Source organism: Asticcacaulis sp. P2_C5 (assembly GCF_056404555.1).
The window spans coordinates 12,636-39,147 of the sequence record NZ_JBFUDU010000018.1 but is presented as its reverse complement, the minus strand read 5'-3'; the positions used below and the strand labels follow the sequence as shown (position 1 = coordinate 39,147).

General features: G+C 62.6%; 15 protein-coding genes. 8 read left to right on the top strand and 7 right to left on the bottom strand.

Going from position 1 to position 26,512, the window contains the following annotated elements:
• Positions 1-74 precede the first annotated feature (74 nt).
• Positions 75-6,869 carry a hypothetical protein gene (locus AC1DXO_RS23880; RefSeq protein ID WP_476980714.1) on the top strand — a complete coding sequence of 2,265 codons (6,795 nt, stop codon included), beginning with the start codon at positions 75-77 and terminating at the stop codon, positions 6,867-6,869.
• 26 nt (positions 6,870-6,895) lie between these two features.
• On the opposite strand, the gene AC1DXO_RS23875 is transcribed toward AC1DXO_RS23880, so the two are convergent.
• From AC1DXO_RS23875 to AC1DXO_RS23845, 7 genes are all read right to left on the bottom strand, one after another.
• On the bottom strand, positions 6,896-7,717 hold the full coding sequence (locus AC1DXO_RS23875) for a fumarylacetoacetate hydrolase family protein (RefSeq protein WP_476980713.1): 822 nt from the start codon (positions 7,715-7,717) through the stop codon (positions 6,896-6,898).
• Positions 7,717-8,598 carry a VOC family protein gene (locus AC1DXO_RS23870; RefSeq protein WP_476980712.1) on the bottom strand — a complete coding sequence of 294 codons (882 nt, stop codon included), beginning with the start codon at positions 8,596-8,598 and terminating at the stop codon, positions 7,717-7,719. Before AC1DXO_RS23870 ends, AC1DXO_RS23875 begins: the two co-directional genes overlap by 1 nt.
• A 3-nt stretch (positions 8,599-8,601) precedes the next feature.
• Complete coding sequence (locus AC1DXO_RS23865; RefSeq protein ID WP_476980711.1) at positions 8,602-9,036, bottom strand: GlcG/HbpS family heme-binding protein; 435 nt, start codon at positions 9,034-9,036, stop codon at positions 8,602-8,604.
• Positions 9,029-10,540, bottom strand: a complete 1,512-nt coding sequence (locus AC1DXO_RS23860) for a bifunctional 3-(3-hydroxy-phenyl)propionate/3-hydroxycinnamic acid hydroxylase (RefSeq protein WP_476980710.1) — start codon at positions 10,538-10,540, stop codon at positions 9,029-9,031. The genes AC1DXO_RS23865 and AC1DXO_RS23860 overlap by 8 nt, the downstream gene beginning before the upstream one ends.
• Positions 10,537-11,337 carry an alpha/beta hydrolase family protein gene (locus AC1DXO_RS23855; RefSeq protein ID WP_476980709.1) on the bottom strand — a complete coding sequence of 267 codons (801 nt, stop codon included), beginning with the start codon at positions 11,335-11,337 and terminating at the stop codon, positions 10,537-10,539. Before AC1DXO_RS23855 ends, AC1DXO_RS23860 begins: the two co-directional genes overlap by 4 nt.
• Complete coding sequence (locus tag AC1DXO_RS23850) at positions 11,330-12,622, bottom strand: amidohydrolase family protein (protein ID WP_476980708.1); 1,293 nt, start codon at positions 12,620-12,622, stop codon at positions 11,330-11,332. The genes AC1DXO_RS23855 and AC1DXO_RS23850 overlap by 8 nt, the downstream gene beginning before the upstream one ends.
• Before the next feature lie 452 nt (positions 12,623-13,074).
• The gene (locus tag AC1DXO_RS23845; protein WP_476980707.1) at positions 13,075-13,980 is read right to left on the bottom strand and encodes a LysR family transcriptional regulator; all 906 of its coding nucleotides are present in this window, start codon (positions 13,978-13,980) and stop codon (positions 13,075-13,077) included.
• Positions 13,981-14,254: 274 nt separating this feature from the next.
• Here AC1DXO_RS23845 and AC1DXO_RS23840 point away from each other — a divergent pair, with 274 nt between their 5' ends.
• The 7 genes from AC1DXO_RS23840 (at position 14,255) to AC1DXO_RS23810 (ending at position 26,461) form a co-directional block, all read left to right on the top strand.
• Entirely contained in the window at positions 14,255-16,570 is a 2,316-nt protein-coding gene (locus AC1DXO_RS23840) for a TonB-dependent receptor (protein WP_476980706.1), read from the top strand.
• Positions 16,571-16,705: 135 nt separating this feature from the next.
• The gene (locus AC1DXO_RS23835) at positions 16,706-18,352 is read left to right on the top strand and encodes a carboxylesterase/lipase family protein (protein ID WP_476980705.1); all 1,647 of its coding nucleotides are present in this window, start codon (positions 16,706-16,708) and stop codon (positions 18,350-18,352) included.
• A gap of 65 nt (positions 18,353-18,417) precedes the next feature.
• Positions 18,418-19,722 (top strand): glycoside hydrolase family 1 protein, encoded by a 1,305-nt coding sequence (locus AC1DXO_RS23830; protein ID WP_476980704.1) that lies wholly within the window; start codon positions 18,418-18,420, stop codon positions 19,720-19,722.
• A 17-nt stretch (positions 19,723-19,739) separates the two neighbouring features.
• Positions 19,740-20,834 (top strand): alpha/beta hydrolase fold domain-containing protein, encoded by a 1,095-nt coding sequence (locus AC1DXO_RS23825; protein WP_476980703.1) that lies wholly within the window; start codon positions 19,740-19,742, stop codon positions 20,832-20,834.
• Positions 20,831-21,778, top strand: a complete 948-nt coding sequence (locus AC1DXO_RS23820) for an alpha/beta hydrolase (RefSeq protein WP_476980702.1) — start codon at positions 20,831-20,833, stop codon at positions 21,776-21,778. The genes AC1DXO_RS23825 and AC1DXO_RS23820 overlap by 4 nt, the downstream gene beginning before the upstream one ends.
• 122 nt (positions 21,779-21,900) lie before the next feature.
• A complete protein-coding gene (locus AC1DXO_RS23815; protein WP_476980701.1) occupies positions 21,901-23,073 on the top strand; it encodes an MFS transporter in 1,173 nt (390 codons plus the stop codon).
• A 31-nt stretch (positions 23,074-23,104) separates the two neighbouring features.
• On the top strand, positions 23,105-26,461 hold the full coding sequence (locus tag AC1DXO_RS23810) for a glycosyl hydrolase (protein ID WP_476980700.1): 3,357 nt from the start codon (positions 23,105-23,107) through the stop codon (positions 26,459-26,461).
• The last annotated feature ends 51 nt before the right edge of the window (positions 26,462-26,512 follow it).

Here is a 26,512-nt window from a genome sequence, read left to right as displayed (position 1 = left end):
TTTCCATTCTTGCCTAAACTGTCGGCTGTATGGCCGCCGGAAGCGCGGCTTGTGGCGTACGGCAGAAGGCAGCGATGACCATCACAATCCAGCCCGGCGACGAGACAATGGTCAACACCGTCGTCGCGAGCAATGAAGGCGGTGCCCAGGTAGCGACCCTGGCCGATGGCACCTATGTCGTCACATGGCTGCTGTATATCAGCGGTGTGTTGAAAGTCCACGCTCAGCACTTTTCTTCGGCCGGCGCCAAGCTTGGCAATGAATTCCAGGTCAATACGATCGATTATTGTTATGCCGTAGCGCCCGTCATCACTGGGCTGGCCGATGGCGGTTATGTCATTGCGTGGAACCGCGCCACCGGTGGCACCGGCGTCTACCTGCAGCGCTACGACTCGCATGGCGACCCCGTCGGCACGGAAACCAAGGTCAACACCTACAGCAATCTTTACCAGGAACTGCCGTCGATCACCGCCCTCGCCGATGGCGGCTGGTTCGTCGCCTGGCAGAGCCAGGGACAGGACGGCGACAGCTACGGCTCGTATGGACAGCGCTACAACGCGGCGGGAACCGCCATCGGCGGCGAAATACACCTGACCGGACGGATCGGCGGCAACCAGGACACGCCGCAGACCACAGCGCTGAATGACGGGGGCCTGCTGGTCGTCTACAGCGACTACAATGGCGACATCAACCAGTATGATGTCTATGCCCAGCGTTTCGATGGCAGCGGTAACAAGGTCGGCAGCGACGTCCGCATCAACCTGCCCTACGACTACCGTCATCAGTATTACGGCAAGGTCGTCGCCATGAGCGACGGTGGCTACCTCGTCTCGTGGCAGAGCCAGGGGCAGGACGGCGACGGCTATGGTGTCTATACGCGCCGCTTCGACGCCGACGGCAATGCGACCACCGGCGAGGTGCGGGTCAATACGTCGACGACAGGCGACCAGATGTACGCCGATATCGCGCTGCTGAGCAGCGGTGGTTATGTCGTGGTCTGGCAATCGGGCCTGTATGATCGCAATGCCGGCATGATGGGCGCATGGACCTATAACGCCTATGGCCAGGTCTACGACGCCAATGGCACGGCGGTCGGCGGTGAGTTCCGCATATCGACGGTTACCAACAGCAACAGTTACGGCTACCCGCCGCAACCACGCCCGGATGTCAGCGCCCTGTCCGGCGACCGCTTTATCGTTACCTATACCAGCCACGCCAGCCTGTCGGCGACCCAGTTCGACATCTACCAGCGCATCTATTCCGTCTCTGGCCTGGACCCGGCAGCAGGCGATACGACCTATGTGGTCAGCGATTCGAGCTTTGTCATTACCGAAGGCGTGGGCCAGGGTACGGACACGGTACAGGCTTCTGTCAGCTACACCCTGCCCACCAATGTCGAAATCCTGGTCCTGACGGGCGCCGACGACATCAACGGTACCGGCAATGGCCTGGCCAATACGATCACCGGCAATAGCGGCAACAACCAGCTCGACGGCGCAGCCGGCGCGGATACGCTAAGCGGCGGCGCGGGCAACGACACCTATGTGGTGGATAATGCCGGCGACCTGGTCGTTGAAGCCGCCGGCGAAGGTACGGATACCGTTCTGGCCGGCCTGGCCACCTATACCCTGACAACCAACGTCGAGAACCTGACCTATAGCGGTTCGGCCACCTTCAGCGGCACGGGTAATGACGGCGCCAATCTTATCACGGGCGGCGCCGGCGCCGATACGCTGAGCGGCGGCCTGGGTGCCGATACCCTGAATGGCGGTGCAGGCGATGACTCGCTGACCGGCGGCACGGGCAGCGACAGCTATATCGTCGACAGCACCACGGACCTTATCGTTGAGCTGTCCGGCGAAGGCACCGACACGGTCAGTGCCAATGTCGGTTACACGCTGAGCGCCAATATCGAAAACCTGGTGCTGACCGGCTCAGCGCCCGTTAGCGGTACCGGCAACGAACTGGCCAACGCCCTTACCGGCAACAGCGGCAATAACCTGTTAAGCGGCGCGGCCGGCAATGACACCCTGGTCGGGGGCGGAGGCACGGATACGCTGGTGGGCGGAACCGGCGACGATCAATATACGGTCGACAGCACCGACGACGTCGTGACCGAGGTGAGCGGCGAAGGCACGGACACGGTCAATGCCAGCGTCACCTGGACCCTGGCCGGCGAGATCGAAAAATTGACCCTGACCGGTGCCGACCCAATCAACGGCACCGGCAATGAACTGGCCAATACAATCACCGGTAACAGCGGCAATAACCTGTTGAGCGGCGCGGCCGGCAACGACACCCTGATCGGTGGCGGCGGCACGGACACGCTGGTCGGTGGAACCGGTGACGATCTATATACGGTCGACAGTATCGACGACGTAGTGACCGAGGCAAACGGCGAAGGCACGGACACGGTCAATGCGAACCTCACCTGGACCTTGGCCGGCGAGATCGAAAAACTGACCCTGACCGGTGGCGACCCGATCAACGGCACCGGCAATGAACTCGCCAATACGATCACCGGTAATTCCGGCGCCAATACATTAGGGGGGCTGCAGGGCAACGATACCTTCTACGGCGGCGCGGGCGCGGACACCATGATCGGCGGAACGGGCGACGACCGCTACACGGTCGAGACCTTGGGCGACAGCGCGGTCGAACTGACTGGCGAAGGCACGGATGTGCTGTACGCATCCATAAGCTGGACCCTGCAGGACAATATCGAATATCTGTACTTGTCAGGCGCCGACCCTATCAACGGCACCGGCAACGCCGTCGCCAACACCATTACCGGCAATACCGGCAACAACATACTGAGCGGCGCGGCCGGCAACGACATACTGACCGGCGCCGGCGGTGTTGACACGCTGGTCGGCGGAACCGGCGACGACCAATTTGTCGTCGACAGCACAGATGACGTCGTGACCGAACTAACCGGCGAAGGCACGGATACGATCAAGTCGAGCGTTACCTGGACCCTGACCGGCGATATCGAGAAACTGACCCTGATCGGGGCCGACCCGATCAACGGTACCGGCAACGAACTGGCCAATACGATCACCGGCAATACCGGCGCTAACTGGCTTGGCGGCGCGGCGGGCAATGATGTGCTGACCGGCGGTGGCGGGACAGACACGATGGTCGGAGGGACTGGCGACGACCAGTATACCGTCGACAGCACGGACGACGTCGTGACCGAACTGACCGGTGAAGGCACGGATACGGTCAAGTCGAGCGTTACCTGGACCCTGAACGGAGACATCGAGAAACTGATCCTGACCGGGACCGACCCGGTCAACGGGACTGGCAACGAACTGGCCAATACAATCACCGGCAATACCGGCAATAACCTACTGAGCGGTGCCGCCGGCAATGACGTGTTGAGCGGTGGCGGTGCGGCGGACACAATGGCCGGCGGGACCGGCGACGACCAATATACCGTCGACAGCACGGACGACGTCGTGACCGAACTGACCGGCGAAGGCACTGACCTGGTCAAGTCGAGCGTCACCTGGACCCTGACCGGAGAGATCGAGAAACTGACCCTGACCGGGGCCGACCCCATCAATGGGACCGGCAACGAACTGGCCAACTACCTGACCGGCAATACAGGCGCCAACGGGCTTGGCGGCGCGGCGGGTAATGACACGATCGACGGCGGCGCGGGTGCAGACACCATGACCGGCGGCACGGGCGACGACCGCTACTATGTCGACAACGCGGGCGACAGCGCGATCGAACAGAGCGGTGAAGGCACGGACCTGCTGTACACCACCATCAGTTGGACCCTGCAGGACAATATCGAATTTCTGTACCTGAACGGCGCAGACCCTATCAACGGCACCGGAAACGCGTCGGCCAACACCCTCACCGGCAATACCGGCAACAATGTACTGAATGGTCTGGACGGCGGCGACACGCTCAACGGCGGCACCGGCAACGACACCATGACCGGCGGCACGGGCGACGACCGCTACTATGTCGATAGCCTGGGTGACAGCGCGATCGAGTTGGCTGGCGAAGGCACGGACCTGCTATATGCCACCATCAGCTGGACCCTGCAGGACAATATCGAATATCTGTACCTGAACGGAAGCGATCCGATCAACGGCACCGGCAATGCCTCGGCCAATACCCTGACCGGCAATACCGGAAACAATGCGCTGTATGGCCTGGACGGCGGCGACTCTCTCAACGGCAGCACCGGCAACGACACCATGACCGGCGGCACGGGCGACGACCGCTACTATGTCGACAGCCTGGGTGACAGCGCGATCGAAGTAAGTGGCGAAGGCAATGACACGGTGTACGCATCCGTTACTTGGACCCTGCAGGACAATATCGAGGCGCTGTCCCTGTCTGGTACGGATCCGCTCGACGGCACGGGCAATGGCTTAGCCAATCTCCTGACAGGCAATACAGTCAACAATGTGCTGACCGGTGCGGCCGGCAACGACTCCTTGAACGGCGGCCTCGGCGACGACACCATGGTCGGCGGCACGGGCGACGACCGCTACTATGTCGATGCCCCGGGCGACAGCGTGGTCGAAGTCAGCGGCGAAGGCAGTGACACGGTCTATGCGACCATCACCTACACCATGCTGGACAATTTCGAACTGCTGTACCTGTCGGGCGCGGATCCGATCAGCGGCACAGGTAACAGCGGGGCCAACACCCTGACCGGCAATACCGGTAATAATGCGCTATATGGCTTGGCCGGCAATGATGTGCTGGTCGGCGGCGGCGGAGCGGACACGCTGGCCGGCGGAACCGGCGACGACCAGTATACCGTCGACAGCGCGGACGATGTGGTGACTGAGGTCACAGGCGAAGGTCTGGACCTGGTCAAGTCGAGCGTCACCTGGACCCTGACCGGCGACATCGAGAAACTGACCCTGACGGGAGCCGACCCCATCAATGGCACCGGCAACGAACTGGCCAATACGATCACCGGCAGTACCGGCAACAACCAACTGAACGGCGCCGCCGGCAATGACGTCCTGAGCGGCGGCGGCGGGGCCGACACAATGGCTGGCGGAACCGGCGACGACCAGTATACGGTCGACAGCACGGACGACGTCGTCACCGAACTGACCGGCGAAGGCACCGACCTGGTCAAGTCGAGCGTCACCTGGACCCTGACCGGCGATATCGAGAAACTGACCCTGACCGGGGCGGATCCGATCAATGGCACCGGCAACGAGCTTGCCAATACGATCACCGGCAATTCCGGCAACAACCAACTTAACGGCGCGGCAGGTAATGACGCGCTCGACGGTGGCGCGGGCACGGACACCATGACCGGCGGCACGGGCGACGATCGCTACTATGTCGACAGCCTGGACGACCAGACGATCGAACTGTCCGGCGAAGGCAAGGACATGCTGTACGCTGCCTTTACCTACACCCTGCAGGACAATATCGAATTGCTGTACCTGACGGGTACGGAGGCGATTAGCGGCACCGGCAATGCGTCAGCCAATACGATCACCGGCAATACGGCCAACAATGGGCTGTTCGGTCTGGATGGTAATGATACGCTTGACGGCGGCACCGGCAACGACACCATGAGTGGCGGTGCAGGCGACGATCGTTACTATGTCGACGGCCTGGGCGACAGCGTGATCGAACTGAGCGGCGAAGGCACTGACCAGGTCTACGCGTCCTTCAGCTATACCCTGCTGGAGAATTTCGAGACACTGTACCTGTCAGGCGCTGATCCCGTCGACGGCACCGGCAATACGTCAGCCAATACGATCACCGGCAACACGGGAAACAATGGGCTGTACGGCCTGGACGGCAACGATACCCTCAACGGCGGCACCGGCAACGACACCATGATCGGTGGCGCGGGCGACGATCGCTACTATATAGACGGCCTGGGCGACAGCGTAGTCGAGTTGAGCGGCGAAGGCACGGACACGGTCTACGCGTCCTTTACCTACACCCTGCTGGACAATTTCGAGTCGCTGTCCCTGTCGGGCGCGGACCCCATCAGTGGCACCGGCAATGCCTCGGCCAATACGATCACCGGCAATACCGGCAACAACGCTCTGTATGGTCTGGACGGCAACGATTCCCTCAACGGCAGCACCGGCAACGACACCATGACCGGCGGCACGGGCGACGACCGCTACTATGTCGATAGCCTGGGCGACAGCGTGATCGAGGCAAGCGGCGAAGGCAATGACCAGGTGCGCGCCTACATCACCTATACCCTGCTGGAGAATTTCGAGACACTTTGCCTGTCAGGCACGGAAGCCATCGACGGCACCGGCAACACCGGGGCCAATACCATCACCGGCAATACCGCCAACAACGCCCTGTACGGCGGACTGGGTGCCGACACGCTGAACGGCGGGGCCGGCGATGACCGGCTGGACGGCGGGGCCGGCGACGACCTGCTTTGCGGCGGAACGGGCAATGACAGCTATTATGTCGACAGCACGGCCGACAAGCTGCGTGAATACGGCGACAGCGGTGCTGATGTCGTCTTCAGCCAGGTGACCTATACACTCGCGGCCTATGTCGAGGATCTGTGGCTGACGGGAACGAGCGCCATCAACGGCACCGGCAACGACATCGGCAATGTGCTGGTTGGGAACAGCAGCAATAACGTCCTGACCGGCGGGCTCGGCGCGGATGTGTTCACCTTCCTGGCGCACGGCGGCGCGGACACGGTCGCCGATTTCTCGCTGGCCCAGGGCGACACCCTGCAGATCGAAGGCGATGGATCGACGGCCATCATCAGCCAGAGCGGCGCCAATGTGCTGATCGACCTGGGGGACGGCAACAGCATTACCATCCTGAATACCGACGCCAGCGACTCTGACTTCCTGTCTGCCATCACCTTCCTCGGGGTCGGCTGAAACAGCCGACGTCGGGGCACCGCAGCCTATGGTTCCTGGCCGATCGTGTTACGCAGCAGGCCGACGCCCGAAATGTCGACCTCGATGACATCGCCGGGCTTCATCCACACCGGCGGCTCGCGCTTGGCGCCGACGCCGCCCGGTGTCCCCGTCAGGATAACATCGCCCGGGCTGAGGGTGGTGAAGCCTGACAGATAGCTGATGATCACCGGCAGTGGGAAAATCAGGTCGGCCAAGGTCGCGTCCTGCATCACCTGGCCGTTCAGCCGCGAGATGACGCGGACACTGCGGAGGTCGTTGATCTCGTCCGGCGTCACCATCCACGGTCCTAGCGGCGCAGTAGCGGGAAAGTTCTTGCCCGGCGCGAACTGCGTCGTATGCCATTGCCAGTCGCGCACCGAGGCGTCGTTGGAACAGGCGAACCCTGCGACATGGCTCATGGCGTCTGCTTCAGCGATATGTCGCCCGCCCTTGCCGATAATGATCGCCAGTTCAGCCTCATAGTCCAGGCTGGTCGAATTGTTCGGCCGTATGATCTCGTCGCCGTCGGCGATCAGGGTATCGGCGAAGCGCAGGAAAATCGACGGATAGCTGACCTTGGCGCGGCCGGTTTCCTGGCGGTGGGTCTCGTAATTATGCCCCACACAGAAGATCTTGGCCGGATTGGGAATAACGGGCAACAACTTGATGTCGCTCAGCGGAATGTCCGCCTTCGCCTGGCCCAGCCTGCCTTCCGCCAGAGCTGTCTTCAGGTCGACGCCGGTAAAGGCACCGAGGTCCGACACCATGCCATCCTCCACGTGCCCCCAGCTATCGCGGCCATTTTGGCGGTAGGAAACATATTTCATCAAACCTTCTCCATCAACGGGGCATAGGTGAAGACCTTCTCGGCCTTGCCCAAACCCACGAAATCCTTGTCCGAAATGCCCCATTGGTCGATCCGGTTGGGCGGCCAGGTCCAGTCCTCGGGCGCGCCGGTCGGATAGTCGTCACCGATGATCTCGACCGCCGTCGAATATTCGACCACCGCGCCGAACGGGGAAATGAAATAGGCATAGACATTGGCGCCTGGACCGTGCCGACCCGGCCCCCAGGCCGGGCTGTAGCCATGGTCGCGCATCCTGCCTATGCCGCGCATAACGGCGTCCATATCCTCCATCTCGAAGGCGATATGATTGAGCGAAGGAAAGCCCTGGCGCGCAAAGGCGACGCTGTGGTGCGACGGCGAACAGCGCACAAAAACCATGCCCTTGGTGCGGTCCGAAACCTTGAAGCCCAGGACCTGTTCGGCGGTCGTGGCGGTTGCTTCGGCGTCGGCGGAGTTCATGACGACATGGGTCAGCTTGACCGGCAGGTCGCGGCCGCTGATGGCTGCGACGCGCGTGGCGCCGGCGAGAAAGCGGAAGACCTCCCCTTCCGGCAGACGGACCAGTATGCCCTCCCCGCCGCCGGGGTCACGCGACACGGTGTCGACCACCGTCAGGCCATGCGCCCGTGCCTTGTCACGAATCGTCGCGATCTCGGACGCATCGGCCTCGAAGGTCGTCGACAGGACGTGCGACGCCTCGCCTTCGGTCAGCGACACAAGATACGGGAAGGTACCCGATCCGCGCAGATAACTGGTCACGCCGACAATGCCGGCATCAGCCACACCCCAGCGGTTGAGAAAGAAATCGCGCGCCGCCGCTGCATTGGGCAGTGTCAGTTCGATGCTGCGCAAGCTGATCATGGGTTATGCTCCGGTATCAAAGGCCAGGCCCGCCGCCGTCAGGCCAGCAACGGCGCACGCTTCGTCATTGTCGCCGGTGTCGCCGCTGACTCCGACGGCGCCGATCACTTCACCGGCGTCATTACGGATCAGCACACCTCCGGGCGACGGCGCCATCTCACCACCGCTGACGGCGTAAAGGGCCGCGTAAAATCCGGGATTACCCGCGGCTCGCTTGGCCAAGTCACGCGTGCCGTAGCCCATGCCGATGGCGCCCGACGCCTTGGCGCGGGCGATTTCCAGACGCAGGAACCCGGCTCCGTCCTCGCGCTCGCAGGCAATCGGGTGGGCGCCGGCGTCGAGCACGACAATGGCGAGCGGCGAGAAGGCTTTGTCTCGCGCCGTTGCCAGGGCTGCGGCGATGGTCGCGCGGGCATGGTCCAGGGTCAGATCAGGCATGGATACGGGTCTTTTCAGTTTGCGCCAGCAATTGCCGGCTGAGATGATCGAGCAGATCGCCGACCGACAGGGCATCGGTCGCCCAACCATAGACATAGCGGTCGGGCCGCAGCAGGACGGCGTGTGCCTTGCGGGCTTGCAGGGCCGCATCGAGCTCGCCCTCGACGACCGTAAACTGGCCGATGCCCAGGCGGTCGAGCACCGGGTGAACGACGGCTTCCCGCGTCAGCAGGACGAAGCCGCGCGGCAAAAGATCGTCAAGCAGCACACCGTCTATCCGCGGCTGGATAAAGCGCTCACCGGCGTGGGGCGCCACAAGACCGTCGCGGTAAGGCGCGATCAGGTCGGCGGCTGTGGCAATATCGCGGCCTTCCCGTGCCTGGCGGCGCAGGTTTTCGTCGCGCTCGGCGGCCTTGACCGGGTCCAGTTCGCAGATATAGCGCCCGGCATTGACCGCCGCGCCAATGACGTGGCGGACCTGCGGTTCGCGTTCGGCCTGGTAGGTATCGAGCACGGCATCGTCGGCCAGTCCGCGCAGAACCAGATCCAGCTTGAAACTGAGATTGGAAGCGTCACGCAAGCCGTGACACATACCCTGGCCGAAAAAGGGCGGCGTCTGATGGGCCGCGTCACCGGCAAGGAATACCGGGCCAGAGCGCCATTGTTTCGCCACCCGGGCATTGAAGCGATAGGTCGCTGTGCGCACGATTTCGTAGTCACAGCCCTGCAGCCACGGCCCGACCAGGGCCTGGATCGATGTCGGCGCGACGATATCGCTCTCGCTTTCACCAGGCAGCAGCATGAATTCCCAGCGCCGATGGCGGCCGCGTCCCGGGACGATGGTCACTGGACGCCTGGGGTCGCAGGTCATGACCGACAGTTGCTGGACGTCAGCGCCCTGCGGCAAACCAGGAATGGCCGGAAAGCTGATCGGCCCGTCGACATTGGCGTCGACCACCAGCCACGATTCCGCAAATTGCAGATCGTCGAGCGCAATTCCCAGGCCCTCGCGTACGGGACTGCGCGCTCCATCGCACGCGATGACGTAGCGCGCCTTGAAAACCCGGTCGCCCGCCATAACCTCGCAGCCCGCTTCCGACGGCCTGACTGCATCAACCGCCACGCCCTGCAGGAATTCGACATTTCCGAAACGCCGGAAACCTTCACGCAGATGCTGTTCCAGCTCCGGCTGATAGAAGAAATAGTCATTGGCCCAGCCGTACAGCTTGGGTTTGCCGACACTGCCCATATAGCGTATGACGTCGCCATCGGCGCCTAGGTGCATATGGCCCTGGGTTTCGCGCATGATCGGCAGGAGCGTTTCAGCCAGGCGCAGTCCCTGGAACAGCCGCATCATCTCGTGATCGATATGCACGGCGCGCGGCAGGCCGAAGACATCGACAAACTGGTCGACAATCAGCACCCTGTGCCCAGCCTGGCCCAGCAGGTTGGCCGCCGCAGCGCCGACCGGACCGCAGCCGACAATGATCACATCGTAAGTCATGGTGTCACCAGGGTCTGTTTCAGGAAGGCCAGCAGGCGCGGCGCCACATAGGCGCAATGGCTGGTGGGGTCCGTCATATCTTCGCTCGAAAACCACAGGTGTCCGGCGCCCAGAACTGGGACGGTTTGCACCGCGGCGCCTGCCTGACGCAACCGCTGGGCAAAGGCCAGCGACTGGCCGCAGTCGATATCCTCGTCATGATCGCCATAGATAAGCTGGACGCGCAGCGGCCTTGCCGCCCGCGTCACGTGGCTGATCGGCGAGGCTTCAAAATAGAGCTTCGGATCGTCGACTGGCGTGCAGCCCAGCATGCGGACTGTAGGATCTTCCGACGCCGGCGCTGCCTTGATCAGATCGGCCTGCCAGTGGCTGACCAGGTCATAGACGCCATAGACCCCGACCAGTGAACGTATCGGCGGATACCGCGTCTCGTCCCGTGTCAGGGCTGCCAGTGCCGCGAGATGTGCCCCGGCCGAAGCCCCCAGCAGGCCGACCCTGTAGATGTCAAGCCCGTGAAGCGCGCCCGATGCCTGAACCCAGGCCAGGCCGACCATAACGTCGGCCAGATTGTCGGGCCACACAGCGCCCGTCGTCGTCAGGCGATAGCTGACCGCCAGCACGGCGATGCCCTTGGCCGCGAGATAATGCCCCCACTGGGCCAGGGCCTTGCGCGACCCGCGCCGCCAGCCGCCGCCGTGGACGGCGACCACCACCGGATGCGAGCCGGGGCTTTCGGGCAGGTAGAGGTCGGCCGTCACCTGACGGGCGGCATCCAGGACGATGTCAGGCTTAAGCATGCTCTTCCCGGCTCGGCACCGGCGTAGGCGTCCGCTTCGACAGGTTGCATTTATGGAAGGCGCCGCCCTTCATGATGGCCAGCAGATTGTCCTTGCGCTCCAGGATACGGACGTCCTTGGTCACATCGCCGTTGACCAGCAGGATGTCGGCCAGGAAGCCGGGCTTGATCTCACCGATGTCCAACTCCATCAGTTCGCCACCCAGCCTGGTCGCCGCGACCAGGACCTCTTTCTGCGTATAGCCGAACAGGTCGACAAAGTGCTGCAGGTCGCGGGCATTGGTGCCGTTGGGATTGAACGGGAAGCCATAGTCGCCACCGATCAGGACGCGCACGCCACGCTTCTTGAGTTCCGGAATCATCTTCTTCGCGCGCTCGATGACCGGCTTGGCCATCTCCTTCATCGACGACATGTCGATATGCGGTGGCGGCGTGGCTTCCAGGGTGGCGACGATGACGCCGATGGCAGGCGCCATGAATATCCGATCCTTTTGCGCCACCAGCATGTCGATGGCCTCTTCGTCGGCATAGGTGCAGTGGTACATGACGCGGACACCGGCGCGCAGGCCCATCTTGACGGCTTCATTGCCCTGGGTATGAGCTGACAGCGGCAGCCCCACTTCGCGTGCGGTTTCGCCGGCGGCCTGGGCCTCTTCCTCGGTGCACACCAGATGGTGCGACGAGCCTGGGTTTAGCGCATCCTCGCCCGAGATGGCCAGCTTGACCTGGTCCATGCCGAGCGCCTTGCACTTCCTGACAAAGGCACGCATGGCGTCGGGACCGCGACCGTGATTAACCGCACCTGGCTTGCTTTCGTCCTCCTCGGGGCTGCGTTCCAGCGTACACGCGCGCAGACGTGGCCCCGGCAGATAACCCTTGTTGATATTGTCGCGGATAACGACCTCGATGCGTTCGCTCAGGGCGCCGGCGCTATAGGCGCTGGTAAAGCCCTGGTCGAGGAGGATGCGGGCGTTCTGAGCGGTGACGATCATCATCTCTTCGACCGGCAGGATGAATTCCGGCACGAAGCGCTCGGTCGACGATGGCCAGCTGAGATGGGCGTGCGCCTCGACCATGCCGGGCATCAGCACGGCGCCGCCGCCGTCAATGACCTCGGCGCCATCTTCGCTGATCTTGGGATCGCGTTTGGCGAACAGGCCTTCGGGTCGGCGCGCCACCTTGACGATGCGCTCACCCTCGACCAGGACTTCGCCGGGAAACAGGTCGCTGCCCGAACCGTCGAAGATACGGACATTCTTGAATAAAATACGCTTCACGGCGGCCATCCACTGTTAGGCGCCCCATGGGAGCGCTCGTCTCATTATGTGGATTGGTATGGCCGAACTCGCAGGCCGGCGATAATTCAATCGGCCCATATGTCCTATCAGCGGATTTTATGCATGTCCGCTTCGGTGCTTCCCAAGCGAGAAAGCTGTCGCATGTGACTTCGACGCGATCTTATCCCCCTCTTCCCGTAAAGCGACGGGAAGAGGCGGATTCAAAGGTTTCCAGGAATTACTCTTTGAAATACGCCGGGAATACTTCTCTCGCTTCACTTTCGGAAATGACATGCGCTTCACGTGCATTTTCCTCCCACCATGCCCCACAAACTTGGCACCTGTGCAAATGTGCATGCATTTCAATACTGGTGGCGACCCGCGCGGGCACATCACGACTGCCGGACACAACCCCGTTTCGACATGCCTCGCAGCCGTTTTCCTGCCATCCATTCATGCCCTTAAAAATCCCTGGCGCAGGTCAGCAGAAATTCCTTGAGCCACAAGGTACCGGTGTCCGTATCCTTGTTGCGATGCCATTGCAGGCACTCGGTAAAGGTGGCGATCGGCACGGGCGCCGCCAGCACGCGCAATGGCAAGCGTTCGGCGAACAGGCGGGCCGTGCGCGAATGGACGGTGGCGATATAGGGCGTGCCGACAATGGTGTCGGCCACGGCATTGAAGGTCGGCGCGAAGACGACGATCCGCCGCTCGATATTCAACATATCCAGCGATTTCTGTTCGATATGTTTGGGGTTTTTCGGCCCCAGCGTCACGCTGACATGACGCATCTCGAGATATTCCTCGCGCGTCAAGGTCTCACCGACATCCTTGTTTTCCGACCAGACGATGCATGAAAAATCGTCGCTGAACAGCGGTACCGATGGATGGTGCGGAAAGGTAAGTCCCTGTGGCGTAATCAGAAAATCAACCTGGCCTTCGTTCAATAGCGGCGAGGTCATTTCGGAATTGAGCAGGACCAGCAGATTGATATTGGGTGCAATGGCCGCCAGCTTGCGAATGACCTGGGTGATAAAGGCCGTATAGACATAGTCGGAACAGACAATGGTGAAATCGCGCTCGACGGTTGCCGGATCGAAGTCCGAACGGGCGATTATGATCCGCTCTATTTCCTGCAAGGCCTCTTTCACCGGCTGGGCAAGTGTCTTGGCGAAAGGAGTCGGTTCGAGTCGCCGGCCGACCTGGACGAACAGGTCATCCTCGAAATGCACACGCAATCGCGACAGGGAATTGCTGATCGCCGGCTGGGTCAGGCTGAGAAATTGCGCCGTCTGGCTGACGCTCTTGCCCTGCAAGAGGTGATCGAGAATGACAAGCAGGTTCAGATCAAGTCGGTGAAAACGCATCTTTCCCTCTGTTTTTCTTCTGTTATTTCGCGATTTCCTGAGTGTCGTCCGATCGCATTGTGGCCATCAAACATCACAGTCCTCGCCGCTTCGCAAGTCATAAGCAAGTCATAAGTACCCGTGATGGGTCGCATTGAACGATTGAATTTGCGGCGAATGACCGCGTCTCATAGCCTAAATACGCAAAACCAAAACGCGGCGCAGTCCAGCGCCGGCACACAGAGAGAACGCTGTTCCGTCGATCGGAGCACATCAGAAAAAGGGATGAGACGACATGATCCGTCGTAATACCATCGTGGCCCTCATGGCCACGGGCAGCTTGATTGCCATCAGCAGTGCAGCCTCCGCGCAAGATACCCAGGCGACCGACGCCAAGGCGGCTGCCACTGAAGAACCCATCGTCGTCGTCGTTACCGCCCAGAAGCGCGAACAGAAGCTGCAGGACGTACCGCTCTCCATCACGGTCGCCAGCGGAAAGCAGCTGGAACGTCTCCAGATCAATTCGGTCGCCGACCTGCAGCGGGTCGCACCGGCCCTGGAAATGCAACAGGCGTCTGGCCAGAGCGTCGGTGGCGGCGGTCAGGTGCGCGGTATCGGCACACAATCTTTTCAAAGCGGCGCCACCGGCTCGGTCGCCATGGTTATTGATCAGGTCTCCCAGGGCAATATCAACACGCCCGACCTGTTCGACATCGCCCGCGTCGAAGTTCTGAAGGGACCCCAAGGCACCCTGTTCGGCCTGACCACCTCGGCCGGCGTTATCAATATCAGCACCAACAAGCCGGAACTGGGCCGTTTCAGCGGCCGCGTCCGCGCCGAACTGTCGAATGACGGCACGCTCGGCTCCGAATACGGCCAGCAGGTCGTCCAGGGCTTGCTCAATATTCCCCTGACCTCAACCTCGGCCCTGCGCGTGTCGGCCAGCCGCAACCAGCGCCAGGGTGTCGACCGCAACATCCTGACCGGCAAGCTCGACGACCACAGCACCGACAGCCTTCGCGCCCGTTACCTGTGGGAAGTCAATGACAGGTTGACCGTCAATCTGATCGGCGAGTATGCCAAGGTCAGGGATGAAGGCCTCGATTTCTTCACAATCCAGAAGGTCGCTAACAACGCCGACTCCGGCCAGTTGGCAGGCGCCCTGGCGACCTGCAACATCACTGCGGGTGACGGCAATCGCGACTACTGCTCCAACACCGGCATCCACAACAACTTCGAGACAAAGGCCGCGTCGGCGCAGATCGACTATGATTTCGACAATCTCAGCTTTACCTCGATCACATCCAGCCGCCAGCAGGACGTCGGCCCCAACAATCTGAACATCTTCCGCCTCGATCCCTATCACCCGGAACTGATTGCGGGCGACCAGACGGGCAAGGACGAACTGTTCACTCAGGAATTCCGCCTGGCGTCACCGACCGGCTCGACGGTCGAATATACTGTGGGCGCCTTCTATTCGAATTCGACTTCGGTCCGCAATCCGCAGACCTTCAGCGTCATCGTCCCGGGTCCGATCGGCCTGTTCAAGCCGGTCGACAATCTGGGTTCCTATATCGATATCAGCGACGAATCCTATGCCCTGTTCGGCCAGTTGACCTGGCGGGTCAGCGACAAGCTGCGTCTCATCGCCGGCACGCGCCTGAATCATGAAAACCTGTCGGTCTTTTACAAGGATTATGGCAGCCAGGGCCAGTCCGTGGTGCCGGTCTTCGCGCCGTCCTTCCACCTGACCTATGTTGCCTCCACGCCGGTCATTACCGAAAAGAGCGCCAAGGCGTCTATCGACAACGTCTCGCTCAAACTCGGCGCCCAATATACGTTCAGCGCCGACACCATGGGCTACTTTACGGCCTCACGCGGCTACAAGGGTCCGCAGATCGCCCAGGGCGCCGCCTCGGATCCAACCCCGCCGACCATCATCAATCCGGAATTGCCCACCGCCTTCGAAGCCGGCGTGAAATCGAGCCTGATGGGCGGACGCCTGTCGACCGACCTCAATGCCTTCTATATCGATATGAAGGACTATCAGGGTCAGGTCTGCGTCTCTGTAAGCACGGGCGGCCTGAACTGCACGCCGACCAATATTTCGCAAGTCATCTCGAAGGGCATCGAAGCCAGCATCTCCGGTAAGGTGGCGCAAGGCCTCAACATGAACGCCGGCCTGATCTACAACGAGGTTTCCTATCCCGACGGCTTCCTCGGCGGCGATGGCACCGATATCGGCGGCACCCAGCTGGCCCTGGCGCCCAAGATCAAGTTCAATGTCGGCGGCGAATACAGCCACAGCCTGGGCGACAAGCTCGACGGCTTCATCTCCTTCGACGCCGTCTACAAGTCGAAGATCCGCTACGACGCTTCCTCCAGTCCGGACGTCTTCTATCGCGCCCACTGGATCACGGGCGGCCGCATCGGCATTCGCGACTCGAGCGGCAACTGGACCCTGTCGCTGTATGGCCGCAACCTGGGCAACGAACACGAACCCGTCCTGCGCATCCGCAACTTCCCGGATGGCTCGACCGGCTCGATCGGCCAGATGCTGGCGCCGCAATCCTTCCGCCAGGTTGGCATAAGCCTCGACGGCCGCTTCTGACCCGTAGCGACCCCCTGCGTTCGCCCGATCGACCCAAGACGGTCGGGCGAACGCTCTTTTTTTGAGACAAGCTCCGGCGTCGTGAGCGGCGCTCGACCACAGTCCTGAAACCCAGCCGTGCCGAGGAAGCTTCACATGTATAAACTCTCCGTATCCCTGTTAGCCCTCTCCCTGCTGTCCCTGACGCCGGCCGTGGCGTTCGAATCCCATGCGCCGGTCCTGGTCGCCTCATCGAACGTTGCCATCGCACAAACCCGGCAAGGCCAGGTCCAGGGCTTCAAGCGTGGCGACATCTTCACCTTCCGCGGCATGCCCTACGCCTCCGCCGAGCGTTTCAAGGCGCCGCAGGCCGCGGCCGCCTGGACGGGCGTGAGACCGGCCTTGTCATGGGGCAAAACCTGCCCGCAGCCGGTAAGCACCGAGTTGCGTGAACCCCAGACCTTCATTTCGGATAACCGCTACTGGCCGCAGTCGGAAGATTGCCAGAACCTCAATATCTGGACGCCAGGCCTTAACGACGGCAAGAAGCGGCCCGTCATGGTCTGGCTGCATGGTGGCGGGTTTTTCAGCGGCTCGTCGATGGAACTGCCGATCTATGACGGCAGCAATCTGAGCCAGAAAGGCGACGTGGTGGTCGTCTCGATCAATCACCGCCTGAACATATTGGGCTTCCTCGATCTGTCGGCCTACGGCGCCGACTACAGCCATTCGGGCAATGCCGGCATGGAGGACATCGTCGCCGCCCTGGCCTGGGTGCGCGACAATATCGCAGCCTTCGGCGGCGATCCGTCCAATGTCACCATTTTCGGGCAGTCCGGTGGCGGCGCCAAGGTCGGCACCCTCCTCTACACGCCGTCGGCCAAGGGCCTGTTTGACAAGGCTATTATCCAGAGCGGCGTCATGGGCGGCGGCCCCGATGCCGGCAGCCAGACGACGGCGCGCCGCGTCACCGAACTTACCTTTGCCGAGGCCGGACTTAAGCCCGGCGACGTCCAGGGCCTGGCCGCCCTGCCGTACGACCAGCTAGCCGCGGCCGGTGATCGCGCCCTGCGCAAGGTCAGCAATGAAATCGCACCCGGCAGCGGCGGGCCGCTGGGCTTCCCGATCGTCAATTGGGGCCCGACCGCCGACGGCGATTTCCTGTCGCAATACCCGTTTACAGCTTCGCCCCCGGCGGGCTCAGCCGATGTCCCGCTGCTGATCGGCAGCACGCTGAACGAATTCCAGATGATACCGACCCCGGACAAGGCCGGGCGAGCCACCTGGGGCGAAGCGGAAGCCACGACCTATTTCCGCAACCGTTACGGCGACGCCACGCCGCGCATCGTCGCCGATTTCAAATCAGCCTACCCGGCCATGGCGCCGAAGGACTGGGCCGTCGTCGACAGCATGGGGCGGGCTGGCGTACTGCGGGCGGCGCGGATGAAGGCGACGCAGACGGCGCCCGTTTACAGCTACCTGTTTGCCTGGCAGTCGCCCATTCTTGACGGCTTCTGGGGCGCCGGCCACTCGACCGACCTGACCTTTACCTTCGACAATGCCGATCTGGGCGCCCAGGCGACGGGCGGCGGCGCACAGGTGGCCGCCCTGGCCGATCAGATGAGCCAGGCCTGGATCAATTTTGCCCGTAGCGGCAATCCTAATCAGCCCGGCATGCCGCACTGGGAACGCTTCACCGCCGACGGTGGCGACACCATGATCTTCGATACCAGGTCCGAGGTCCGGCGCGACCATGACAAGGACCTTATGACCCTGTTGGGCGCAGTCCCGCCGCACCCGTAAGCGGTCCGGAGGTTCGACTCAGCTAAGGTCTTTTCCAGGTTTTCACAGACAGATTCGAGTACACCATGATCCTTTCGACACGCAGAAGCCTTCTCGCCGGTGGCATCGCCAGCAGCTTGCTCGCCACATCCGCGGCCCGCGCTGCCACGGCGGGCTTTGCCTTCCCCAAGGGGTTTCTGTGGGGGGCGGCGACCGCCGGCCATCAGGTCGAAGGCGGCAATGTCAATTCCGATATGTGGCTTCTGGAGCATCTCAAAGGTGGTCCCTTCAAGGAGCCGTCCGGCGACGCGGTCGATCATTACCACCTCTACGAACGCGATATCGCTCTGCTAGCCTCACTGGGGCTGAACAGCTATCGCTTCTCGCTGGAATGGGCGCGCATCGAACCGGCCCAGGGCGAGTTTTCTGCCGCCGAGATGAGCCACTATGTCCGAGTGGCGCAATGCTGCCTGAGGCATGGTATCAAACCGGTCCTGACCTATAATCACTATTCGGTGCCCGTCTGGTTCGCGGCCCTTGGTGGGTTTGAAAACCCCGACTCCGCCGACCTGTTCGCCCGTTTCTGTGAGTATGCCACCCAGGCCGTCGGCCCCTATGTCGCCCTGGCCGCAACCTTCAACGAACCGCAGCTCGGTATCCTGCTGCAATGGATGCTGCCCGATTTCGTCGTCGCCGGCATGCACCAGGCCATGGCCGACGCCGCCAAAGTCACGGGTACGGCGAGCTTTTCCAGCATCCAGTTCGGCAATCAACAGAAGATGCTGCCCAACATGCTGGCCGCCCATCGCAAGGGCTATGAGGCGATCAAGAGCGGCCCGGGCGACTTCCCCGTCGGCGTTACCCTGGCCATTCAGGACGACTGGGCAATCGGCGATAACAGCCGCCGCGACGAGAAGCGCGCCCAGGTCTATGCCCCGTGGCTGGACGCCGCCAAGGCCAGCGACTTTGTCGGTGTCCAGAACTACAGCCGCACGCGCATCGACGCTAAGGGCACCATGCCGCCCGAAGCCGGGGTGGAACTGAACCAGCAGGGCGAGGAATACTGGCCCACCTCGCTCGAAGCCTCGATCCGCTATGCCTATGCAGAGACGAGCAAGCCCGTCTATGTCACCGAAAACGGCCTTGCGACTGACGATGACACGCGCCGCGTCGCCTATATACCGGCCGCACTCAAGGGCGTCGCGGCCTGCCTGAAGGACGGCATTCCAGTGAAATCCTATATCCACTGGTCGCTTCTCGACAACTTCGAGTGGGTGTCGGGGTACGGGCCCAAACTGGGCCTGATTGCCGTTGATCGCACCACGCAAAAGCGCACCGTCAAGCCGAGCGCCCGCCTGCTCGGCAACATCGCTAAGGCCAACCGGATCTGATCACCATGACACACTGCATGTCCCTGCCGAAAACCCTGTACCGCGTAAGCATGATCGGTTTAGCACTGGCGGTGTTATGCGGTAGTGCCACTGCCAATCCAACCTGCCCGGCGCTCAATCCGGACATACGCAAGAGTCTCAACTTCACACCCGACACGGTGAGTCCGGAGGCGCGCGGCGAGCTGGACAAATTGGCCGGACTGTTTGCCTCGGGCGGGCCAGCGGCTGGCCCCCCGCCCAGGACGACTGAGGACTGGGACAAGCTCAATGCCGGTTTCAATGCCTTTATTGCCCATATGGATGCCCCAAAGCTGGCGGCCTTCCCGGAATCCTCTCGCGACGACACGATCAACGGCGTCCACGTCATTCGTGTCGAATCACCTTCCCTGGTCACGGACGGCCGAGTCCTGGTCTTTGTCCATGGCGGCGGCTACACCATGGGGTCGGCGCGCGGCAATCTGCTGGCAGCCATTGAGATGGCGCACGCCACAGGCCTGCCGGTCGTCTCTGTCGACTATACCCTGGCGCCGCACGGCACCTGGAAGACGGCGACCGATGAGCTCGCGGCCGTCTATAGCGGCCTGCTCAAACAAGGCCATGCAGCAGGCCAGATCGGCCTGTTCGGCGGTTCCGCGGGCGGCGGACTGATCGGCGGAGCGGTGTTCAAGATCCGCGACCAGGGCCTGCCCCTGCCGGGTGCTCTGGTCCTGATGTCGCCTTGGTCGGATATCACCAATACCGGCGACAGCTACTGCACCCTGGCCAATGCCGATCCCATCCTGACCTATGACAGCCTGAAAATCGGCGCCGATCTCTATGCGGCACCGACGGACCAGAAAAACCCCTATGTCTCGCCGGTCTACGGCGATTACAGCAAGGGCTATCCACCGATGCTGATCCAGGGCGGCACACGCGAAATCTTCCTTTCCAACTTTGTGCGCCAATACCAGGCTGCGCGCATGGCCGGCCAGGTCGCGATACTCGACCTGTACGAAGGCCTGCCACACGGCTTCCAGGCCTTTGTGGCCGACAGCCCGGAGGGTCGCCAGGCCTACAAAAGCGCCACGGATTTCTTCATCACCTATCTGACAGCACCGGAGTCGAAACCATGAAATTAGTGAAAGCCCTCCTATTGTGCAGCGCCTGCCTGGTCATGCCAGCCATAGCCACCGCCCAAGACAACGGGGCAGCGGCGTGGGATGCCATGCTGCGCGACAATCCGCCGAAGAAGATCACGGTTCCTGCCGAGTTGAAACAAATTCCGCTGTCATCGACTGGCACGCCCAATTCCGATACCTGGGAACTGATGTTTGGCCAGTTGTCGGTGCGTAATGTCACCCAACCCGCCCTCATCCCGGTCCTGCCCAAGGCCGGCACGGCCAATGGTACAGCGGTCATTATTGCCCCCGGTGGCGCCTTCCTAGCCCTGTCGATGGATTCCGAAGGCCTGCTGGTGGCGAAATACCTCGCCGAGCGCGGCATCACCTGTTTTGTGCTGAAATATCGTGTCGATGCGACGCCGGTCGATACCATGGGCTTCATGCAGACAATGGGGCAACGTATGGGAAGCGCACCTCCGAAAATGACCCACGGCCAGATCGAGGCGCCCGCCGAGGCGCTCGCCAAGACCGATGGCCTGGCGGCCATGGCCTATGTCCGCGCCCATGCCGGCGATTACGGCTTAGATGCGCACAAGATTGGTTTCATGGGCTTTTCGGCGGGCGGCATGACGACGATGAACGTCGCCACCACCTACACGGCCGACTCGCGCCCCGACTTTATCGGCGTCATCTACGGCGCCATGCATGACACGCCGGTTCCGGCCGATGCGCCGCCGGCCTTTATTGCGCTCGCCGCCAACGACGGCTTGCTGGGCTATGCCGGTACGCCGATCTTCGATGCCTGGCGCGAAGCCGGCAAGTCAGCCGAACTGCACATCTATGCTCATGGCGAGCACGGCTTCGGCATGCGCCATCTGGGCACCAGTTCCGATCACTGGATAGACGACTATTACAACTGGCTGGTTGCCGAACACCTGACCACGGCTTCACAATAGCCCGAAGGGGCCGAACTGGCTCCCTCCTTCCTATCGAAGGTGGGGAGGTGGCGCGCAGCGCCGGAGGGGTCAATCTAAGCTTCGATAAGCAACCAACCGTTGCAGGACAAAAAGGAACCAACATGACCGAGGTCGAACGCGGAGACGGCAATGCGGCGCAGGGGATATTGCTGTGCCTTCTGTCAACCCTGTCGGTGGCGGCGGCCCTGCTGATCGCGCCGGTCCTGCCAGCCATTGCGACGGCCTTTGCCAGCGACCCGAACGCCCAGACCAAGACCATACTGGCCCTCGCGGTCCCTGCCCTGGTCGTTGCCGTCACCGCACCCTTTGCCGGCGGGCTGGTCGACCGGGCCGGCCGCAAGGGTGTGCTTCTGCTGTCGTTGGTGCTGTACCTTGCCTGCGGCCTGGCGCCGTTTATCCTGACCAATCTCGACCATATCCTGCTGTCGCGCGTCGGCGTCGGCCTGGCCGAGTCGGGCTTCATGACCGCTTCGACCACCCTGATCGGCGACTATTTCAAGGGGCCGCGCCGTGAAAACTGGCTGGTCGTCCAAACCGGAACAGCCTCGGTCGCCGCGGTTGTGCTGACCGCCGTCGGCGGCCTGCTGGGGCAATATGGCTGGCGCGCGCCGTTCGCCGTTTACGGCCTGGCCCTGCTGTTCATTCCCATGGTGATGCTGCTGATCCGCGAACCGAAACACGAAAAGGCCGAACTGGTTCAGCGCTTTCCGCTGGGCCGCGTTCTGCCGCTGTATGTCATCGGCTTGGTCATCGCCATCCTGTTCTTTATCGTGCCGATCCAGACCCCCTTCCTGCTGACCGAACGCGGCATGGGCGCGCCGCAGATCATCGGCCTGACCAGCGCCGTCGGCGGTATTGCAGTGCCCCTGGGCGGCCTGATCTTCAAGATCCTGTCGAAGTGGAAACTGTCGCAACACCTGCTGCTGGCCTTCGTCCTGATCGCCGGTGGCCTCTTTCTATTTGTCGGCGACGGCCGCTATGCCGTGACCTGCGCCGGCATCGTCATGACCGGCCTCGGCTGTGGCATCACCCTTCCCGCCGTTTTGACGGCGATCATGGCCAGGCTCAGCTTCGAACAGCGCGGCGCCGGCACGGGCGGCTGGCAGACCGCCTTCTTCCTCGGCAACTTCATCAGCCCGGTTCTCGTCCTGGCCCTGACCGCGCAATTGCATGGCCTGTCGACCGCCTTGCTGGCGATTGGCGCAGCGGCAGGTGCCGCCGCGGTGCTCAGCCTGATCGCCGCCCTGGTTCCGAAATCTGCTAAACTCGCCTGATAGAGTTCGCGTCAACCGATAGGGATGCCTCATGCCACGCACAGCTAGATTTGCCGCCCTGTTGCTGGCCGCGTCCTGCCTTATCTCGCCCATATCCCTGTCTGCCATGGCCGGCGACGATCCCCTGGCCTCGGGCTTCAGGGATCCGCCGCAAAGTGCCCGTCCGCGCGTCTGGTGGCACTGGATGAACGGTAATATCACCAAGGAAGGCATCACCAGGGACATCGACTGGATGGCGAAGAGCGGCCTGGGCGGCCTGCAGAATTTCGACGCCCAGCTGATGACGCCCCAGGTGGTCGACAAACGCCTGGTCTATATGACGCCTGACTGGTCCGACGCCTTCCGCTTTGCCGTCCAGCAGGCCGACGCCAAGGGGCTGGAGTTTGGCATCGCCGCCTCCCCTGGCTGGAGCGAGACCGGTGGCCCCTGGGTCAAGCCCCAGGACGGGATGAAAAAGGTTGTGTGGAGCGAAACCGTCGTCGACGGCGGCAAGCCCGCAAAGCTCAAACTGCCCGCGGCGCCCGAGACCACCGGCCCCTACCAGGCCATGGACGTACAGCCCGACATCATGGGCGCCCTGCCCGATCCCGCCAAGACGCCGCGCTTTGCCCAGGATATCGCCGTTTATGCCTGGCCGGTCACGGAAACGCCCCTGCCCGCGCCCGTCATCCGCGCCGGCGCCGTGAACCTGGACGCAAAGGCCCTGGCCAGCCTCGGCGCCGGCTCCGATCTGCCGCCGCTGACAGCCGATGCCCCGGTTTACGTGACGATCGACTATCCATCGCCCCAGACGATCCGCTCGGCGACCGTCTTTTTCCCGGGCGCCGCCACCATTTTCGATGCCGCCACCTTTACGCCTGTGCTGGAAGCCAGCGACGATGGCCAGGCCTGGCGCAAGGTCGCCGACATCCCGCTCAGCCTTGTGCCCAGCACGGCCGGTTTCGCGCCCGTCACCGCCGCCCATTTCCGCCTCAGCCTGGCGGCGACACCTGCGCCTTTCAATCCGGCCTTTATCCCTGTGCCCGGCGCCGACATGGGCCCTTTCGCGGCATTCGGTAAACCCAAGGGCCTGCATCTGGGGCAACTGGCCCTGTCGGACCAGCCGGCGGTCAACCAGTTCCAGGCCAAGGCAGGCTTTGCCACGGTTAGCGACTATTACAAACTGGATGACGGGGTCGATCCCGCAGAAAGCGGTGTTCCGGCCGCCTCGGTCATCGATCTGACGGGCAAGATCGCCGCCGACGGCACGCTCACCTGGATGCCGCCCAAGGGCGCAAAAGGACAGAAGTGGAAGATCGTTCGCATCGGCTGGTCGCTGGTTGGCACTGAAAACCACCCGGCGACGCCGGAAGCGACCGGGCTGGAGGTCGACAAATATGACGGCCAGGCGGTGCGCGCCTATATGGAAACCTACCTGGCCAAGTACCAAGACGCTGTCGGCAACGACCTGGTAGGCGCCAAGGGTGTGCGCGCCATGGTCACCGACTCGACCGAGGTCGGCTCGTCTAACTGGACGCCGTCCTTGCTGGATCAATTCCAACGCCTGCGCGGCTACGACGCCCGGCCGTGGCTGCCGGCCCTGACCGGCGTGATCATCGGCACGCGCGCCCAGACCGATGCTTTTCTTTACGACTATCGCCGCACCCTGGCCGACCTGATGGCGTCAGAACACTACGGCACGGTCGCGACGGTCGCCCATGAGCACGGCCTGACGGTATATGGCGAAGCGTTGGAAAGCACCCGCGTCACCCTGGGAGACGACATGGCCATGCGCAGCCATGCCGACATACCGATGTCGGCCATGTGGACCTATAGCCCGCAGTTCGGGCCCAGCGCGACCGCCTTGGCCGATATGCGTGGCGCCGCTTCGGTGTCGCACATCTATGGCCAGAACCTGGTCGCCGCCGAAAGCCTTACCGCTGCCGTCTCGCCCTGGGCCTTTGCACCGTCCGACCTGCGCCCAATGATCGACCTGGAATTTGCCAGCGGCGTCAATCGCCCGGTCATCCACACCTCGGTCCACCAGCCCTTAGGCGACGACAAGAAGCCCGGCCTGTCGCTTATGATCTTCGGCCAGTATTTCAACCGCAATGAAACCTGGGGCGGCATGGCGCGGCCGTGGGTCGACTATATCGCGCGCAACGCCTATCTGCTCCAACAGGGCCGGTTTTACGCCGATGTCGCCTATTTTTACGGCGAAGAAGCGCCCCTGGTCACGCTCTACCACAACCAGGCCCCGGCCGACGCGCCCACCCGATACGCCTACGATTTCATCAATAGCGACGCCCTGATGCAGAAACTGTCGGTCAGGGACGGCGATCTGGTCTCCGACAGCGGCGCGCGCTATCGGGTTTTGTATCTCGGCGGCACCAGCGGCCACATGACGGTCGCGACACTGCGCCGCATTGCCGAACTGGCCGAGGCCGGCGCCACCATAGTCGGCCCCGCCCCGACCACAACGCCCGGTCTGAACGATGATCCCGCTGAATTCTCAAGCCTCGTCAAACGCTTGTGGAGCGGCGACGCGGTCACCAAGGTCGGCAAGGGTCAGGTCATCGCCAAACCCGACGTCGAGTCCGCCCTGGCCTTGGTTGGCCAGACGCCCGACTTCGTGCAAAGCGGCAACGCCCCGATCCTGTTCGTCCACCGCCGCCTGGATGACGGCGACCTCTATTTCGTCGATAACCGCGCCAATGCGCCGGTGACCACCGAAGCGCGTTTCCACGTTACCGGAAAGACGCCGGAGTTGTGGCACGCCGATACCGGCACGTCCGAGCCCGTCAGCTACCGGACCGAAGGCGATACCACGGTCATTCCGCTCGACCTCGCCGCCCAGGAATCGGTCTTTGTCGTCTTCCGCCAGCCGGCCGCGGCACCTGCGGCCACAGTCGCAGGGGTTGCCTGGTCAAAGCTTGCCGACGTGACCGGACCTTGGGATATCCGTTTCGACGGCCTGGCTGCGCCGCCGGCGATCAAGGCCGGGGAACTCGGCTCCCTGGCAGCCAACAGCGATCCGGCGGTCAAGTATTTCTCCGGCACGACCATCTACAGTCGTAGCCTGACCTTGCCAAAAGGCGCCAATGCCGGTGCGCCGCTGTGGCTCGATCTGGGCCAGGTCGGCGACGTCGCCGAGGTCTTCGTCAACGGCAAGTCGGCCGGCATTGCCTGGAAAGCGCCTTACCGCGTCGATATCGGCACGCTGACGGTCATGGGCGCCAACTCTGTTGAGGTCCGTGTCGCCAATCTGTGGGTCAATCGCCTGATCGGCGACGCCCAGCCCGGCGCGCAAAAGGTCACCTTCACCGCCGCTCCGACCTATACGGCCGACGCGCCATTGCGCCCCTCGGGTCTCATAGGGCCTGTGACCTTGATGACGCGCACGCCGTGACAAACTGGGTTATCTGGCTTATCTGCTGAAGCATGCTGTTACCCTAGCTGC